The 17204-nt window shown below is 70.8% G+C and carries 15 protein-coding genes, 1 other RNA gene and 1 pseudogene; 6 read left to right on the forward strand and 11 right to left on the reverse strand.

The window, feature by feature from the left end; genetic code table 11:
• From AC1DXK_RS20390 to AC1DXK_RS20415, 6 genes are all read right to left on the reverse strand, one after another.
• A partial coding sequence (locus tag AC1DXK_RS20390; protein WP_477298828.1) for a Mur ligase domain-containing protein occupies positions 1 to 232 on the reverse strand: 232 nt, incomplete at its 3' end.
• 10 nt (positions 233 to 242) lie between these two features.
• Complete coding sequence (locus AC1DXK_RS20395; RefSeq protein WP_457104943.1) at positions 243 to 2132, reverse strand: peptidoglycan D,D-transpeptidase FtsI family protein; 1890 nt, start codon at positions 2130 to 2132, stop codon at positions 243 to 245.
• A gap of 6 nt (positions 2133 to 2138) precedes the next feature.
• Positions 2139 to 2552 carry a cell division protein FtsL gene (gene ftsL, locus AC1DXK_RS20400; RefSeq protein ID WP_012319332.1) on the reverse strand — a complete coding sequence of 138 codons (414 nt, stop codon included), beginning with the start codon at positions 2550 to 2552 and terminating at the stop codon, positions 2139 to 2141.
• Positions 2549 to 3616: a 16S rRNA (cytosine(1402)-N(4))-methyltransferase RsmH gene (rsmH, locus tag AC1DXK_RS20405; RefSeq protein ID WP_457104944.1), complete on the reverse strand. Its 1068-nt coding sequence runs from the start codon at positions 3614 to 3616 to the stop codon at positions 2549 to 2551. The genes ftsL and rsmH overlap by 4 nt, the downstream gene beginning before the upstream one ends.
• 427 nt (positions 3617 to 4043) lie before the next feature.
• An RNA gene (rnpB, locus tag AC1DXK_RS20410) (RNase P RNA component class A) lies at positions 4044 to 4440 on the reverse strand.
• A 51-nt stretch (positions 4441 to 4491) separates the two neighbouring features.
• Positions 4492 to 4932 carry a VOC family protein gene (locus tag AC1DXK_RS20415; protein ID WP_457104945.1) on the reverse strand — a complete coding sequence of 147 codons (441 nt, stop codon included), beginning with the start codon at positions 4930 to 4932 and terminating at the stop codon, positions 4492 to 4494.
• A 351-nt stretch (positions 4933 to 5283) separates the two neighbouring features.
• Here AC1DXK_RS20415 and AC1DXK_RS20420 point away from each other — a divergent pair.
• From AC1DXK_RS20420 to AC1DXK_RS20435, 4 genes and pseudogenes are all read left to right on the forward strand, one after another.
• A pseudogene (locus tag AC1DXK_RS20420) lies at positions 5284 to 5496 on the forward strand (MBL fold metallo-hydrolase); the annotation flags it as partial.
• 118 nt (positions 5497 to 5614) lie between these two features.
• Positions 5615 to 5995: a Crp/Fnr family transcriptional regulator gene (locus AC1DXK_RS20425; protein ID WP_457104946.1), complete on the forward strand. Its 381-nt coding sequence runs from the start codon at positions 5615 to 5617 to the stop codon at positions 5993 to 5995.
• 191 nt (positions 5996 to 6186) lie between these two features.
• Positions 6187 to 8808, forward strand: a complete 2622-nt coding sequence (pepN, locus tag AC1DXK_RS20430; RefSeq protein ID WP_477298832.1) for an aminopeptidase N — start codon at positions 6187 to 6189, stop codon at positions 8806 to 8808.
• Between the two features lie 188 nt (positions 8809 to 8996).
• A complete protein-coding gene (locus tag AC1DXK_RS20435) occupies positions 8997 to 11366 on the forward strand; it encodes a sensor histidine kinase (RefSeq protein ID WP_457104948.1) in 2370 nt (789 codons plus the stop codon).
• A gap of 113 nt (positions 11367 to 11479) precedes the next feature.
• On the opposite strand, the gene AC1DXK_RS20440 is transcribed toward AC1DXK_RS20435, so the two are convergent.
• The gene (locus AC1DXK_RS20440) at positions 11480 to 11734 is read right to left on the reverse strand and encodes a hypothetical protein (RefSeq protein ID WP_457104949.1); all 255 of its coding nucleotides are present in this window, start codon (positions 11732 to 11734) and stop codon (positions 11480 to 11482) included.
• A 161-nt stretch (positions 11735 to 11895) separates the two neighbouring features.
• Here AC1DXK_RS20440 and AC1DXK_RS20445 point away from each other — a divergent pair, with 161 nt between their 5' ends.
• Positions 11896 to 12180 (forward strand): hypothetical protein, encoded by a 285-nt coding sequence (locus AC1DXK_RS20445; protein WP_457104950.1) that lies wholly within the window; start codon positions 11896 to 11898, stop codon positions 12178 to 12180.
• Between the two features lie 48 nt (positions 12181 to 12228).
• On the opposite strand, the gene AC1DXK_RS20450 is transcribed toward AC1DXK_RS20445, so the two are convergent.
• Genes AC1DXK_RS20450 through AC1DXK_RS20465 form a run of 4 tightly spaced genes read right to left on the reverse strand, consistent with a single transcriptional unit; the run spans position 12229 to position 16737 of the window.
• Positions 12229 to 13362, reverse strand: a complete 1134-nt coding sequence (locus AC1DXK_RS20450) for a GNAT family N-acetyltransferase (RefSeq protein WP_457104951.1) — start codon at positions 13360 to 13362, stop codon at positions 12229 to 12231.
• Positions 13359 to 14699, reverse strand: a complete 1341-nt coding sequence (locus tag AC1DXK_RS20455; protein WP_457104952.1) for a lipopolysaccharide biosynthesis protein — start codon at positions 14697 to 14699, stop codon at positions 13359 to 13361. The genes AC1DXK_RS20450 and AC1DXK_RS20455 overlap by 4 nt, the downstream gene beginning before the upstream one ends.
• A 56-nt stretch (positions 14700 to 14755) precedes the next feature.
• A complete protein-coding gene (locus AC1DXK_RS20460; protein WP_457104953.1) occupies positions 14756 to 15643 on the reverse strand; it encodes an SGNH/GDSL hydrolase family protein in 888 nt (295 codons plus the stop codon).
• The gene (locus AC1DXK_RS20465; protein WP_477298836.1) at positions 15640 to 16737 is read right to left on the reverse strand and encodes an OpgC family protein; all 1098 of its coding nucleotides are present in this window, start codon (positions 16735 to 16737) and stop codon (positions 15640 to 15642) included. Before AC1DXK_RS20465 ends, AC1DXK_RS20460 begins: the two co-directional genes overlap by 4 nt.
• A 169-nt stretch (positions 16738 to 16906) precedes the next feature.
• Here AC1DXK_RS20465 and AC1DXK_RS20470 point away from each other — a divergent pair, with 169 nt between their 5' ends.
• The gene (locus tag AC1DXK_RS20470) at positions 16907 to 17173 is read left to right on the forward strand and encodes a hypothetical protein (protein WP_457104955.1); all 267 of its coding nucleotides are present in this window, start codon (positions 16907 to 16909) and stop codon (positions 17171 to 17173) included.
• The last annotated feature ends 31 nt before the right edge of the window (positions 17174 to 17204 follow it).

Here is a 17204-nt window from a genome sequence, read left to right on the forward strand (position 1 = left end):
AGGCGACCGCGTCGGGCAGGTCGGCGGGCCGCGTCCCCTCCCCGGCCACCGCGGCGGCGCCGCGCTGGGCCGCCTGGGCGGCGAAGCGGCGCCCGTCCGCCTTGGTGCCCGGCACGGCCACGAACACGGTGCCGGTGGCGACCTGGCGGCTGTCGGCCGTCAGGTCCGAGACCGTCAGGTCCCCGGCCGGGCCGGGGGCCTCGGGGAAGAGGTCGGCGAGCCGCATGCTCATGCCGCCACCATCACGGGCCGCCGAGCTGGTTGATGTGGTAGGCGTTGAGCTTGACCATCTGCGGGAACGGCCTCACCGGCGGCTCGAATTGCGGCGGCAGGCCCAGGATCGGCGCCACGCGCTCAATCACCTTGCCGGTGACCACGCCGGAATTCCAGGCCGCCGTGGCGTAGCCGCCGGATTCGGGCAGGCCCTGCGGCTCGTCCATGATCGTGACGAACAGGTACTTCGGGTCGTTCATCGGCGCCGCCGCCATGAAGGTCGTGAACAGGCGGTTGTGAATGTAGCGGCCGCCGATCACCTTCTCGGCCGTGCCGGTCTTGCCGCCGACGAAGTAGTACGGGATCGCCGCCTTCTTGGCCGAGCCCTCGGAGGCGTTGAGGCGCATGATGTACCGCATTGCCTCGGAGGTCTGGGCCGACAGGACATGCGTGCTGCGGGCCTTGTCGTCGGGATTGGCCTTCAGGAAGGTCGGAGTGATCAGGTCGCCGCCGTTGGCGATGGCCGCCACCGCCATCGCCGCCTGGATCGGCGCCACCGCGATGCCGTGTCCGAACGCGATGGTGATGGTGTTGATCTCGGTCCAGCGGGACGGGACGATTGGCGCCGCGCTCTCCGGAAGCTCGGTGCGCAGCCGGTCGAGCAGGCCCATCTTCTTCAGGAAGGCCTTGTGGCCGGGCACGCCCACGCCCAACGCCATCTTGGCCGAGCCGATGTTCGACGAATGCGTGAACACCTCCGGCATGGTGATGACCCGGTTGGTGCCGTGGTACTCGTGGATCTTCTGCCGGCCCCAGTTCAGCACGCCGCCGCGGGTGTCGAAGGTCGAGTTGACGTTGTACTTGCCGGAATCGAGCGCCATGGCCAGCGTCATCGCCTTGAAGGTCGAGCCCATCTCGTAGACGCCGACATTCATGCGGTTGATGCGGTCGGGCGACAGCGCGTCCTTCGGATCGTTCGGGTCGAAATCCGGCATGGAGACCAGGGCGATGACCTCGCCGGTCTTCACGTCGAGGATCATCGAGGCGCCGGCCTTGGCCTTGAAGTGATCGATGCCCCAGGCCAGCTCGTCGCGCACGGCGAATTGCGCGCGCAGGTCGAGGGACAACTGCACGGGCTTCAGGTCGGCCTGCTTGTTGATCAGCCCGAAGCTGTTGAGCGCCTGAAGGCCGGTGGAATCGATGTACTTCTCCATGCCGGCGATGCCGACACCGTCGAGGTTCGTCGCGCCCAGGATGTGGGCGGCGGCGACGCCGTTCGGATAGACCCGCTTGTGGTCGGGCAGGAAGCCGATGCCGGGGATGCCGAGCCGATGGACCTCGGCCTGCTGCTTCGGGGTCAGCTCGCGCTTCACCCAGACGAAACCCGCGCCCTTCTTGTCCTTGCGCTGGGTGAGCTTGGCGCGCAGCTCGGAAGCGTTGAGTTCCGGCAGGACCGCGGTGAGCAGCTCCACCGCCTCGTCCTTGTCGTAGATGTTGCCGGGCTCGGCGAAGACCGAGACCGTGCGGATGTCGGTGGCCAGGATCTCGCCGTTGCGGTCGACGATGTCGGGCCGGAAGGCGGTCGAGGACGCGGCCGCGACCCGGTGCTCCTGGCTGGGCGGCTCCCCGAAGATCGCCATCATCAGGAGCTTGGCGGAGATCGTCCCGAAGACGCCCACGAAGACGAGGCCGACCAGCGCGACCCGCATGTGCGAGCGCTCGATGGCCAGCCGGAACATGCTGCGCAGGAACGCCTTGGCGCGCTCGGCAGGGGGCACCGGCGCGCGGGCCTCCTCCTCGAGGAGACGCGGCGCGCCCGCGGCATGCGCGAGCGCGGCGGCCTCGAGAAGCGCGGCCTCGTGGTCGGCGACGGCGGGCTCGACCGCCGGGTCTAGGGTCTGGTCGGCGTCATCGGACACGGGAGACTACCTCGAAGCCGTCGTCGGGGTGCGGGTCGTGGTCACGGTGCGGGTGATCGAGCCGGTGGTGCGCGGCTCGATCGCGCCCTTGTCCTTGGGCGTCGCCGTGGCGGCGAGCAGGCGGCCGATCTCGTCGCCGCGCTCCGGCCGGGCGGGCAGGTCGGAGAGACGCGCGAGGTGGCTGGTGCCGATCGGCTCCAGGGCGAGGTGCTTGTCCACGGCCGCCTGGAGGCGATCGGGCCGGGTGAGCAGCTGCCACTCGGCCCGGAGCACGGCGATGGCCTGCCGCTCCTTGTGCAGGGCCGTCTGGAGCTTCGACACCTGGCCGCCCTGGTAGAGCGTGTCGTACTTGATCGAGTAGGCGTAGATCGCCGACGCGACGAGGCCGGCCACGGCCAGGAGATTGAGCAGGCGGATCATCGGCGATGGCCCCCGCGGGCGGTATCCGGCAGGCTCGCCAGGGCGGTCAGCGCCGCCAGCGGCTCCGGGACGTCGGATTCGGTGCGCTCGGCGGCCCGGAGCTTGGCCGACCGCGCGCGCGGGTTGCGGGCGGTCTCGGCGTCGCCCGGCAGGACCGGACCCTTCGTCACGAGACGGAAGCTTCGGACGGTCTCGACCGGACCCCCGGGCAGATGGCGTGAGCCCTGCGCGGAGCGGCCGCTTCGCGCGGCGAAGAACTGCTTGACGATCCGATCCTCGAGGGAGTGGAACGTCACCACCGCGAGCCGGCCGCCGGGCCTGAGCGCACGCTCGGCCGCGTGGAGGGCGCGGACCAGTTCGCCGAGTTCGTCGTTCACGGCGATGCGCAGGCCCTGGAAGGTCCGCGTCGCCGGATGGATGTGGCTGCCGGGCTCCACCCGCACCACGCCGGCCACCAGCTCGGCGAGCTGCGCGGTGGTCTCGATCCGTCCGCGGCGGCGGGCTTCCAGGATGGTCCGCGCCACCGCGCGCGAGCGCCGCTCCTCGCCGTAATGGTAGATGATGTCGGCAAGCACGGTCTCGTCGGCCTCGTTCACGAGGTCCGAAGCGCTCGGGCCGGCGTTGCCCATGCGCATGTCGAGGGGGCCGTCGTTGCGGAACGAGAAGCCGCGCTCCGGCGCGTCGAGCTGCATCGACGAGACGCCGATATCGAGGACCACCCGGTCGACCTGCCCGATGCCCGCGTCTGCCAGGAGGGTGTCGAGGTCGCCGAACCGGCCGGCCAGCAGATGCAGGCGTCCTCCGGCCTCCGCGACCAGCCTCTGACCGGCCGCGATCGCCGTGGGGTCGCGGTCGATCGCCACCACCTGCAGGGCCGGGTCCGCCGCCAGCAAGGCGCGCGTGTAGCCGCCGGCGCCGAAGGTGCCGTCGACCGCGACACCGCCGGCGGTGTCCAGCGCGGCGACGACCTCCTCCAGGAGGACGGGCAGATGCGGCTGGGCGGGCGCTTCGGGGGCGTTCCCGTGCCGGGTCGCGCGCTCGGGTGATGGACGACGCCGGATCATGGACGCCTCGCCGAGGCGGTGCGGCGCCGCTCGGGATGGCGGGCGGAGTGTCGGCGCGCCCCGGAAATCCGGTCGCGGATGCGGCTCGTGCGTCTCATGGTGCCCTGTGCCGGACCGCGCGAGCGCGGCGCGCGTGACGGGAACGGCACCGGATGCGGAGCGCGCAACACGCCGCGCACGGACGGAACCTGCACTGAGGCAGGGTGCGCCCGGCGATCCGATACACGCCGTTGACGGGAGGATGCCGGGTATCATGGGCCTCGGAGGATCGTCAACGCACGAGCGTGGCGCTGCCGCGCGGACCGATCTGACCCCGGCAAGGTTAACCGAAGGTTTTTGCCGCGCCGGAATCTTCAGGCGGTCGCGCGACTCCGCACGCTTGGCGCGGGGCCGCTAAGGCTTTGACCGGGATAGGCTTATCGGGTGGTGGATCAGCCGGCCTATAAGCCGGGTTCTGTAGGGCCGGCGCGCATGCGCGCCGACGTGGCGGCCATTCCTCTGGGACGGTCGTTGCCGACCGCCTCGAGCAACCAACCCGGACGACTGGCCTGGAGAGCCGGCCTGCCCCTCTCGCGAAGGGCGCGCCGCCCCTATTCGGTCTTGCTCCCGGTGGGGTTTGCCGTGCCGTCCGCGTTGCCGCGTCCGCGGTGCGCTCTTACCGCACCCTTTCACCCTGACCCCGGACGCATCCGGGGCGGTCTGCTTTCTGTGGCACTGTCCCTGGGGTCGCCCCCGCCGGACGTTATCCGGCACCGTCTCTCCATGGAGCCCGGACTTTCCTCCCCGGACGCTGACGCGTCCGGAGCGGCCGCCCGGCCGGCTGATCCGCGGGCAGATGCGCCCGCCGGGCCGTCCGGGTCAAGGGCGCGGACCCGCTACCAGGTGCCGGTGTTCTCCATGGAGGTCCACGGCTCCTGCGGCTCCTTGGCGCCGCCCTTCTGCAGGATCTCGATGGAGATCCCGTCCGGTGACTTCACGAAGGCCATGTAGCCGTCGCGCGGTGGCCGGTTGATGGTGACGCCCTTCTCCTGCAGGCGCGTGCAGAAGGCGTAGATGTCGTCCACCTGATAGGCGAGATGGCCGAAGTTGCGGCCGCCCCCGTAGGTCTCGGGGTCCCAGTTGTAGGTGAGTTCGACGAGGGGCGATTTCGTCGCCGTCGCGCGTTCGACGTCGCCGGGCGCGGCCAGGAACACGAGAGTGAAGCGGCCCTTCTCGTTCTCGACCCGGCGGACCTCCTTCAGTCCGAACGTGTCGACGTAGAAGGCCAGGGCGCGGTCGAGATCGGCGACCCGGACCATGGTGTGCAGAAATTCCATAATGGCGCTATCCCATTGTCATCAGTAAATTTTTGTCGGTTCTGGCAAGACACTGACACGAACTTGCTTGCCGGGCGTCCGGCTGCGGCCGCTGGGTGATCGCCGCGGTAGCTAGCGTTCGATTGGGCGGCGAGTAGGCCATATACAAGCAGCCGCATCGCTTCAGGCTCCCGAATGGAACCGTTTGGCAGGCGTGCTGGCTACGGCTGCCACAAGGACAACGTCTGTCCGGACCTCGGCTGACCGCATCAGAAACGAAGGATCTCCGCCTCAAGCCCTGGCCGGTCGCGCAGCTGCAGGCTCAGCCCGCTCCGGCGCGACGCCCTGCTCGCCCATATCGAGCGGGAAGGCTACGCGGTGGGCCACACCCTAGCCTCCATCGCCTACCGGGTCGGCGACGCCGCCTTCATCCACGATACCCTGTTCATGCCCGACAGCGGTTCGGCGCGGGCCGACTTCCCGGGCGACAGCGGGCACGCGCTCCGGCGCAGCATCCGCACAAGTCCGGCACGGCCGGTGAAAAACGCAACGCGCGCCGGACGATCAGCCCGTCGTCATGGTCGGGGACGACGCCAGCCATGACGGATGCCCAGGAAGTCGAGCGCTGGATCGACCGGTTTCCGCTTTTCCAAGGGCTGAGCCCGGCGCTCCTCAGATCGCCCGGGGAACCGTTCACATCCCGATGCTGGAGGCGTGGGCGACCACCTGCGAACTGGACGGCGCGTGCACCAACGACCCGATGTACCGGGAGGGACGCACGCGCATCTTCCGCTGCGTCGTCATGGACGACGACACGCGCCTGGTGTCCGTCCTGTTCACGCTGATCGACGAAGTCGCGTTCGCACCGCTGAAGCAGCGCCTCGCGCAACGCCTGCTCGCCGAGACCGATCCGCACGGCGTCGCAGCCGTCACCCATCAGAAGCGCGCAGACGACATCGGCAGCGTTCGCGAGGTCGTGAGCCGCATTCTGGGGCAATGGGCCGAGGCGGGTCTGATCGAGCTCCGTCGGGGCGCTGTCGAGATAGTTGACCGTGCCAGCTTGGAGGTCTCGGGCCGGCGGTGACATGCGGCGTCCCGGTGAGACGGCCGCCCTCAGCGGGATGGCGACCCGCCGCGTCGCGAAGCAAGCCCGAGCGTGGGCGCATCGGACGCGCACGACGGTTGCACGGGTCGCCGCCCCGGAGGCGCCGCGCGCGTTGCGCCGCGCGCGCCGAGGGACCAGAACGGGTCCATCCCGAACCCGGAGTGAGCCGAATGCGCACCGAGACGCCGCCGCTGATCCGCCTCGAGGAATACCGGCCGAGCGACTATCTGATCGATCGCGTCGATCTCGACATCCGTCTCGACCCGCATGGGACCCGCATCGACGCCACGCTGACGCTTCGTCCCAACCCGGAGGGTCTAGCCGATGCGCCCCTGGTCCTCGACGGCGACGACCTGCGGCTTGTCTCGGCGGCCCTCGACGGCGCGCCCCTCGCGCCCGATGCCTACGCGGCGGGTCCGGCGGGGCTGACGCTGCACGACCCACCGCGGCGCCCCTTCGTGCTCCGTCTCGTCACCGAGGTGGATCCGACCGCCAATACCAAGCTGATGGGCCTCTACAGGTCGAGCGGGGTCTACTGCACGCAGTGCGAGGCCGACGGCTTCCGGCGGATCACCTATTTCCTCGACCGCCCCGATGTGATGGCGGTCTATACCACCCGCATCGAGGCGGACCGGGCGGAGGCCCCCGTGCTGCTCGGCAACGGCAACTGCGTCGCGACCGGCGATGCCGGACCCGGCCGGCACTTCGCCGTCTGGCACGATCCGCACCCGAAGCCCGCCTACCTGTTCGCCCTCGTCGGTGGCCGGCTCGGGAAGGTCGAGACCGCCTTCACCACGATGGAGGGGCGGTCCGTCACCTGCGCGGTCTACGTCGAGCCCGGCAAGGAGGATCGCGCAGGCTACGCCCTCGACGCCGTCATCCGCTCCATGGCCTGGGACGAGACCGCGTTCGGCCGCGCCTACGACCTGGACGTGTTCAACGTCGTCGCCGTGTCCGATTTCAACATGGGCGCGATGGAGAACAAGGGCCTCAATATCTTCAACGATAAATACGTCCTGGCCAGCCCCGAGACGGCGACCGACGGCGACTACGCGGCGATCGAGGCGATCATCGCCCACGAGTATTTCCACAACTGGTCGGGCAACCGGGTCACCTGCCGGGACTGGTTCCAGCTCTGCCTGAAGGAGGGTCTCACGGTCTTCCGCGACCAGGAATTCTCCTCCGACATGCGGTCCCGCCCGGTGCACCGGATCGCCGAGGTGCGCGGCCTGCGGGCGCGCCAGTTCCCGGAGGATGCCGGTCCGCTGCGCCACCCGGTTCGGCCGCGGGCCTATGCGGAGATCAACAACTTCTACACGGCGACCGTCTACGACAAGGGCGCCGAGATCGTCCGCATGCTGCGGACACTGATCGGCCCGGCGGCGTTCCGGGCCGGGATGGACCGCTACTTCGCCGACAATGACGGGCGCGCCGCCACCGTCGAGGATTTCCTCGCGTCCTTCGCGGCGGTGACCGGGCGCGACCTGGGCGACTTCGCCCGCTGGTACGAGCGCCCCGGGACGCCTCGCCTCGCGGTCACGGCCGCCTTCGATCCGACGGCCGCGCGCTACACCCTCCGGTTCGCCCAGACTTTGCCCGACGCCGCAGGACAGGACGGACCGCCCCTGGTGATTCCGGTCGCCCTCGGCCTCGTGGGGTTGTCCGGGCCGCTGACCGGTGCGACCTGCCGGGACGTTCGGGACGGCATCTACGTGCTCGAACGGCCCGAGGCCGAGATCGTGTTCGAGGCCGTCGCCGAGGAGCCGGTGCCCTCGCTCCTGCGCGACTTCTCCGCGCCGGTGAAGCTCGATCTCGCCCTCACCGACGCGCAGCGCATGCGCCTCCTCGCGCTTGACGGCGACCCGTTCAACCGCTGGCAGGCGGCGCAGGACGTGGCGCTGCGGCTGATCCTCGAACCCGACGCCGACCGGACCGAGGCTTTCGCGGCGGCACTCGGCCGTTTCCTCGACGGCGAGGCCCTGGCTGACCCGGCCTTCGCGGCCTCGGTCCTGGCCGTGCCGAGCGAGGGCGAGGCGGCCGACGCCGTGCCCGCCGACGTCGACCCCGACGCGATTCACCGGGCAAGGTCCGACCTGCGGTCGCGGCTCGGCCAGATCCTGCGACCGCGGCTCGAGGGGATCGACGGGGCGCTCGAGCCGGTCGCGGGGGCGGCTTATAGCCCAGACGCCGCATCTGCGGGGCGCCGGTCGCTTCGCAACGCCGCCCTCGACCTGATCGCGGCGGGCGATCCCCAGTCCGGTGCCGCGCGCGCCACGGAGCGCCTGGCCGAGGCCACCAACATGACCGACCGGCTCGCCGCCCTCGGGACCCTGGCGCTGATCCCCGGGGAAACCCGCGAGGCCGCGTTGGCGGAATTCGCCGCCCGCTATGCCGACGAACCGCTCGTCCTCGACAAGTGGTTCGCCATCCAGGCGCAGATCCCGGAGGACGGCACCCTCGACCGGATCGCAGGGCTCCAGGGCCATCCGGCCTTCACCATGACCAATCCGAATCGGGTGCGAGCCCTGATCGGCAGCTTCGCGTTCGGCAACCCGACCCAGTTCGCCCGCCAGGACGGGGCGGGCTTCGCCCGGGTCGCCGAGACGGTCGCGGCACTCGATTCGACCAACCCACAGGTTGCCGCAAGGCTCCTGACAGCCTTCGGATCGTGGCGCAGGCTGGAAAAATTTCGCAGTGCCAAAGCCGTGGAAATGCTGAATGGGATCAAGGCGATCCCGGGCCTCTCCCGGGACACGGCCGACATCGTCGCCCGCACGCTCGGAGGCGGCTAAGGGTTTGAACCTGCGGTAGAAATTGATTCCCGGGCGGACGGGTCACACCAAGCCTGCGTCAAGCCCGTATGGTAAAAAATCCGTGGACAAACCGGTGTGCGAGGTGATTGTATTCACACAGATTCGGGGGGGCCTTCGGGGGCCGGGCGCCCCGACCGGGTCACAGTTCCCAAGGGTGAGGTTCGGCCATGCCGGAGGCGGCTTCCGCTTCCTTCTCCGCGCGTGCGGAATCGAGTCTCACGATCTCCTGGCCGATGCGGGCTCGGGATCCGCGGCTCGGCCAAGCCGAGCGTTGGCTGCGCTATGCGGTTCCAGGGACCCTCGCGGTGTTCCTGGCCTGCCTGGTCGGTCTCGCCGCGCTCCACATCCAGGGTCAGCGCGCCGAGATCCTGGCGGGTGCCCGGGCCGAGGTCGAAGGCTTCGCGCGTCTGGCGGCCCGGGTGGTGGCTCCGCCCGGCAGTGTGGCGGCGGACCTGCGCGCATTGATGCCGGAGAGCGAGCGCCATCCGGGCCGGCGCCTGCTGCTCGTGCGCCCCGACACCCGCATCGTCGCGTCCCATCCGCCTCTGCCCGATGATCGGACGACCCTCGCCGAGGTGCTCGGCGAGGGCGAGCCGCTCTCCGGCCTCGGGGAGCGCGCCGGCGCCATGGCCCTCGAACTCCCGGGCGGTGAGAGCGTGCTCGCCGCCATGCACAGCCTGCCGGGCGGCGCAGGACAGGTGGCGGTGCTCCAGCCCGTCGAGCCGCTGCTGCGCGGATGGAGCGCCCGCACCCGTGACCAGATCGTCCTGATCGCCGCCGCGAGCCTCGTCATCATCGGCGTCGGCCTCGCCTACGGCCTGCAGACCCGGCAGGCCGCCCGGGCCGACCGTGCCCGCGAGCAGATCCGCGGACGCCTGGAGACGGCCCTGCGCCGCGGCGCCTGCGGCCTGTGGGACTGGGACATCGCCCGGGGCCGGATCTACTGGTCCGATTCGATGTACACCCTGCTCGGCTACCGTCGGCAGCACGAGTACCTCTCTTTCGGGGACGTCAACGGCCTGGTCCACCCCGATGACGGGGACCTCTACAGCCTCGCCCGGGGGCTCGCCGCCAACCAGACCGTCATCGACCACGCCTTCCGGATGCGTGGCGCCGACGGGGCCTATGTCTGGCTGCGCGCCCGGGCCGAGGTCGTGGCCGACGCGGCCGATGGCGGCCGCCATCTCGTTGGCATCGCCACCGACATCAGCGAACAGCGCGCCCTGGAGGAGACCAACGCGGCAGCCGACATGCGCCTGCGCGACGCCGTCGAGGCGATCTCGGAGGCCTTCGTGCTCTGGGATACCGGCAACCGGCTGGTCCTGTGCAATTCGAAATTCCGCCACCTCCACGCCCTCAGCCCGGAGGACGCCCAGTCCGGGCGGAGCTACACCGACGTGATGGGCCGTGGGGTCCTGCCGCAGGTCCGGCGGGAATCGCCCGAGGCCGGCATGGCGATGACCGGCATGGCGGCCCGGACCTTCGAGGCCGAACTCACCGATGGCCGCTGGCTGCAGATCAGCGAGCGACGGACGAAGGACGGGGGCTACGTCTCCGTCGGCACCGACATCACCAGCCTGAAGCGCAACCAGGAGCAGCTCCTCGCCTCCGAGCGCGAGCTGATCGAGACCGTGAAGGACCTCAAGCGGTCCCGCCGGACCCTCGAACTCCAGACCCAGCAGCTCGCAGACCTCGCCGAGCGCTACCTCGACCAGAAGGCCGCCGCAGAGGCCGCGAACCAGGCCAAGGCCGAGTTCCTCGCCAACATGAGCCACGAGCTGCGCACGCCGCTCAACGCCATCATCGGCTTCGCTGACGTGATGGAGAACGCCGTGCTCGGCCCCCTCGGCACCCCGCGTTACACCGAATATTGCCGCGACATCCGCGAGAGCGGCTCGCACCTCCTGTCCATGATCGACGACATCCTCGACATGGCCCGGCTCGACGCGCGCCGGGTGCGGCTGAGCCCCAAGGCGATCTCGGCAGAGGCCGCCGTCTCGGCCGCCCTCGCCCCGGTCGAGGCGGCCGCCCGCGAGAAGGCGATCACCGTCAGCATCGACGTGGCGCCCGACCTCGATCTCCTGGCCGATCCGCATGCGATCCGGCAGATCCTCGCCAACCTCATGCAGAACGCCGTGAAGTTTACCCCGGCCGGAGGGCGCGTCGCGGTGCGCGCGCGGCGCGCAGGCGCCAGCACCCACCTGTTCATCGAGGACAATGGCATCGGCATCCCGCGCTCCGACCTTGCTCGGCTCGGCCGGCCCTTCACGCAGGTCGAGACGCAGATGACCCGGAGCCACAAGGGTTCGGGACTCGGCCTCGCTATCACCCGCTCGATGGTCGAGTTGCACGGCGGTTCGCTCCGCATCCGCTCCGAGGAGGCGGTGGGCACCATCGTACTCGTGCGTCTGCCGGCCGCCTTGGACGACCGCTTGGACGCGTCCGCGCGCCACGTCGCGGCCGGGCTTCCGGGGAGGACCGCACGAGAGACGCCACAGGCGCGCCGCGGGACGATCGGCCGATACGCCGCCGCCTGACCGGACCCGCCTCGGGCATCGCTGCAAACGAGAGCGTCAGCGCAGTCTGGACGAGTGATACTCGATAACAACCCAGGTCTCAGGCCCGGAAACGACGTGACGGCGTCTGAGCACTAGGGCCGGACGTCGAGCCCGCCGCGGCGCGCGAGACGTCCCTGTTCCGCGTGCCAGCGCGCGTCCGCAACGGCCCGCGCGAGGCGACGGATGCGCCAGCGACGATAGAGGGTCAGGACCGGATGGCCGCCAAGGCCGGCCTGATGCCGTTGCAGGCGCCGCAGCAGATCCGGCAGCTGCGCCGAGGCGGCATCGCCGGTGGCGATCGCGATGGCCCGCAATTCGGCCCTGAACCCCGCTTTCCAGTCTTCCATATCGCGCCCCTTCGCGATGTCCGCCCGCGCAGGACGGCTCCCGCTTGGCTCTGAAACCGTCTGCCCTGCGACATGCGCGCATGCCGGCAAACCCGCGTCTTGGTCCGGTGTTGGTTCCCGCGAAGGGCTTTCCGATGGACCCGTTGCGGAGAATACGTCCGATGCCATCCCGTACAAGGCTTCAGTGGTGCCTCGCGCCCCTGCTCGCACTCACTGCCGCGCCGGCCGCCGCGCAGAGCACAGGCTATGTCACCGGCTTTCCCGGCAAGGACCCCGCGGGCGACGAGGCGATCGGTTGGGGGCCGGCCTATCGGCCGGAGACCAGCTTCGCGCAGCCGGGCACCCCGCCGACCCCCGGCGCGATCGCCGGACGCGCCTACCGCGCCCGGACGGGGCACGATGTCTATGAACGCGCGCAGGGCGAGGGACCGTACCGGCGCCGTTGATCGTCGTGTCGGCGGGTTCTGCAGTGCGCCGTCCCGCGCCGGTCCGATCTAGCGCCGCCGCAAGGCCCGCTTCGCGACAGCCCGCGCCTCCCGCTCGAACCGCGCGAGGCGGATGCGCCGCTCCAGGGCGAGCGCGTGACTGCCCGGTGGGACGGCGATGATCTCGGCCACCTGAATCCGGTCGCGGTACAGGCTCTCCAGAGCCGACCCCTCCAGGGTGGCAGAATCGAGCCGGTCGGCGAATGCGGTCTCGTGGCAGGCGCGGACGATCTCTGCCTCCAGCAGAAGGCCGGGGGCGTGGCTGCGGAGCCCCTCGTCGTAGGCGGTCTTCAACAGGGTCGCGGTGCCGCCGTTGACCAGGGCCAAGCTGACCGCGATGGGCCGCCCGTCGAGGGTCAGCGCGTCCGCCCGCACGCCGACCGGACCCGGTGCGGCGGTGAAGAGGGCGCGGGCGAAGGCGGCATGCTCCGGCCTGCAGGCCATGGCGGTGCCGGCCTCGCCCTTCCAGCCTTCGCGTTCCAGATCGAGGAAGGCCGCGACGAGGCGGGCGAGGTCCGCTCCGTCCGTGGCGCTCGCACAGGCGACGGCTCCGGTCTCCGCGAGGCGCCGGGCGCGGCGGCGGAGATCCTTGAAGCGACTCCGGTTCGGATGGTCGGTCAGGAACGCCGCGTGATCGGCGCGACGGTCCATGACCGGGCGCTCGAACTCCGCCACCGTGCCGATCGCCCAGCCGCGCTGGCGCATCGCGGCCAGCATTTCGGGAACGGCGCCCTCCCCGGTCGGCAGCAGCGGCCAGCGCCAGGCACGGCCGCCGGAGGCCAGCTCCATCGCGACCACCAGCGCCTGCGCGTGCGCGGCCCGGTCCGGGCCGTCGGCGACGAGGGGGGAGGTGGCCGTCACGAAGGGCGAGAGGAACGGCCGCAGGATCCGGCCGCCGAGGCCGGAGAGGTCGCGCCCCGGCACGCAGGGCAGGAGCGCGACGAGGCGATCCTCCCGGTAGACGGTGACGTAGCGCAGGTTGCCCGGAAGCAGGCCGGCGGTCCTGTGCGCGTCCATGACGTGACGGGAGAAATGCGGGTGCGGCGCGGCGCTCGCCGCGACCAGAGCGTCCCAGTCGTCGGGGTCCGGCGCAGCGGCGAGCGCCGTCGCGCGATCGAACGCGGCGCCGACGGCCGGGCTCATCGGGCGAACCCCGTGACCCAGACGGGTGTCGAAAGCCCGTGGATCCGACCGGCGGCCCTGGCCAGGAGGCCGGCACGGGCGACGGTGACCACGGCCACGGCCACGGCCGCGCCGAGCGTGCCGAAGGCCGGGACCAGGGCGAGGCACAGGCCCGCGGCGGCGACGAGGCTCCCCGCGGTGATGCCGGCGCAGAGCCGCTCGCCGCCCAGCATGGTCAGCAGATCCTCTCCCGGCCCGAACAGGCTCGCCCCGACGCTGCCGGCGATCAGGATGCACAGGATCGGCACGCTGGTGCCCAGTCCCGGGCCGAACATCGCAAGCAGCAGCGGGCTGACGGCCAGGATCGCGCCGCCGACCACGAGCGTCGCGGCCGCCGTGACGCGACCCTGGCGCCGGACGAGTTCGGCGAGCAGGAAGCGGTTGGCCTGCGCCTGCGCAGCGCTGTAGCGCTGAAGCGTGGCCGCGCTGACGGCGTAGTGCACGAACGCGACGAATTGCTGGATCCGCGTCGCCGCGAAATAGAGACCGACCTCGGCCGGGCTCACCAAGGCGCCCAAGACGATCACGTCGACGAAGGTGAAGCCGGCATTGGCGAGGTCGATGGCGGCGATCGGCAGGCTCGTCCCGAGCCAGGTCCGCCACCGGTATCGGTGGGGGCCGGCCGGCAGATCCCTCCGGAGCCGCGCGGCGAGCAGGGCGGCTTGGAGGGCGGTCGCGGCGGTGGCAGCGAGCAGCATGCAGGCCATCGCGACCTCGGCGCGCGGGGGCGCCCCGAGCAGGATCGCCGCGACCATGCCGGCCATCATCAGGGTCTGGCGCAGGAGGTAGGGCGGCGCGATGGCGAGCCCCACCCAGTTCTGGCTGCGGGCCACGCCCTCCAGATAGTCCTGCAGTGCGAAGAGCGGCATCACGCAGAGCGCCACTGCGATCGGCGCCCGATAGGCGGGGCCGAACAGGCCCGGCTCCAGCATCAGGAGGGCCGCGCCGAGGCCGGCGATGGACAGCGCGGCCCCGCCGGTCACGAGGGCGCCCGCCCGGATGTATCCGCGTGCGAGGTCGAGCGCACCCTGCGCCTGATCGCCCGGCACGAACCGGCAGGCGCCCTGCGACAGGCCGAGGGTCAGGGTGTGGCCCAGCATCGCGGTCCAGACCCAGACCGAAGCGAAGATCCCGTAGGCCTCCCAGCCCATCAGCCGGGCGGCCAGAACCTGGGAGCCGTAGGCGAAGCCGGCCGAACCCACGCGGATCGCGAAGACCGTGAGTGCCGCCCGCTGCGAGCCGCTGCGCAGGGACCACAGGCGACGGAACGCGCTGGCCGGGAGAGCCGTGGCTGACACTACGCGCTCCGCGCCGGGCCTGAACTCGGCGGGACGCCGACCTCTGGTCGCCGGGTCTAACCCGGAGCGCGTTGCGGCTCGGTTAAGGGCGGGGCGGCGGGATCGGCCTTGGGTTCCTTCGGCGCATCCGTCCGCATCAGCGAGGTGGCGATCGTCAGGGCCACGTGCTCCGCCATGCAGCGCAGGCCGAGGTCGTTGAGCCGGAACTGGCGGCCCAGCATGTGTCCCTCGCCCTTGTCGTTGCGGCTCGACAGGTAATGCAGCGCCTCGTAGCGCCGCACCAGCGGCACCCCCTGCTGGTTCGCGACGGTCCGTACGGCCTCGACGATCCGATTGTAGTCCACGTCGGCCGCCATGCTGGCGGTATAGATCGGGTCGACCAGCACGACGTCGATCCCGTGCGAGCGGATCCACCCGACGGCCTCGGCGAGGGCGCTGGCGAAGGCGTCGGCATCGACCCGGGCGATGGCGTCATGGGTGCCGACCTGCCAGACCACGAGATCGGGCTCGGCCTCGGCCACCATGGTGCGGAGACGCTCCCCGGCCCCCGAGGCGATCTCCCCCGGCAGGCCGCGATGGTCGATCGTCACGTCGACCTTCGGCATCGCGAGTTCCAGGGCGGCCTCGAGCTTGGCCGGGTAGGAGGCCGACGCCCCGGGGGCGGCGCTGCCGCCGATCGCCAGGATCCTGAGGGGGCGATTCTCGGCCAGCGCCGCCTTCACGGCGCCGAGTTGGGCGACGGTGTAGAGCTGCGCGCCCGGGACCCGGCATTCCTGCGACAGGTTCGGCTCGACCGTGCCGGCATTGCCGGGCTGCTCGGCCGCGGCCGTTCCACCCGGCACCATCGCGGTCAGCGCCAGGGCCGTCAGCACGGAAGCGAGCAGCGCCGCACCGCGCGTCCCGAAGGCCCGGACCGGCCGCGCGGAACGGCATCCCGTTATCATGGGCGCGGTCGTGACGATCTGCTGCGGCTGCGCCATTCGACGAACCATGCCGTAAACCCCAGCCCGACGAGGCCCGAGCCGGCGACCAGCATATCGATCAGCACGCCGCCGCCGGTCTGGAAACGCACGAGCTGCCCGATCAGGCTCAGGATCGAGCCCATCGAGAAAACAGCCAGCGAATTCCGGCCCATCTGAGTCAGATAACCGACGACGCGGCCGATTCGGGGGGCCAGCACTGCGTAAAGCGGCGCAAAGGCTAACAATACCCCCAGAAAATGAACCAGTCGCGCCGGCGTCAGGTATGTCTTCTCGAAGGTGAACAGCAGGCGCGGCTCCGGAACCAGCATCGGATCCGGTCGGATCTCCGTCACGGCCAGCACGATCCCGAGAAGAACGATGGCGACGCCCGCCGGGAACAGGCGCCGCGACCAGCGGCGCAGGATATCCGAGCGCAGGTTCCAGCCCTGGAGGACGAAGCCGAGCACCAGCAAGAGCTGCCAGCAGAACGGGTCGAAGAACCAGTCCCCCTCCCCCGGCCAGGAGGGCAGGTTCCAGGCGAAGACGAGGCTCGCGAGATAGATGCCCACGGACAGCGCCAGCGCGGCGAGCAGGCTGATGCGTCCGACCAGAACGAAGACGGGCGCGATGCCGATCAGCAGCACGTAGAGCGGCAGGATATTGAAGTAGCCGAGCTGGTAGGTCAGCAGCACCATGCCGCAGACCGACTGGATCGGGTCCGCGAAGAAGCCGCCGGCATTGTGCCACTCAAGGATCAGCGGGTTGTCGAGCAGCAGGGCCGCCCCGGCGATGATCGCCAGCGCCAGCAGCATCACCGTGAGCTGCGCCCGGTAGACCTCGACGGTGCGGGCCAGAAGCCGCACCACGCTGCGGCCCGGCGGCTCCGGCACGCCGTCGCGTCCCCGGGTGGCGATCCCGATCGACCAGCCCGCCAGGAACACGAACAGCTCGGCCGCGTCCGAGATGCCGTACTGGGAGAAGGTGTAGCGTTCGAAGGTATTGCCCGGGATGTGGTTGATGAAGATCGTGATCAGGGCGAAACCGCGCCAGAAGTCGATCGCGTTGGGGTCCCGCATCGTCGCGGCGGCTCCGAATTTCGACGCTTCAGGATGGCGGCGGCGGGAACGCGGCTCCTGATACGGCGCCGCATCGCTTCTGCAAAGGCGAACAAAGGTGGGGATCGGCCCGCCCGGTCGAACCGGTTGGTCACACCCGCGTTATGGGCCGGCACGGAGTTCCGCACCCATGACCCGCCCACGCATCACCCTCGGCCTCGCGCTGTTCCTGCCGGTCCTGGCGACCGGTACCGCGCTGGCGCAGTCTCAGACCGGCACCGGCGGCGGCCCCGCCTCCACGGCGACGGCACCCCATACCTCGTCGGTCGGCCGCGTCATGCCGCCGAGCCGCGGCGCTGGCGCCGAGACCCCGGACGACCGGCGCGTGCTGACGCCGCGGGAGACGGAGAACGACAAGCTCATGCGTGGGATCTGCATCGGGTGCGCTCCGAAATAGGTCCGGCGCGCATCCGCCCGATCGGACGGCC

This window comes from Methylobacterium sp. P3_A11 (assembly GCF_056403155.1).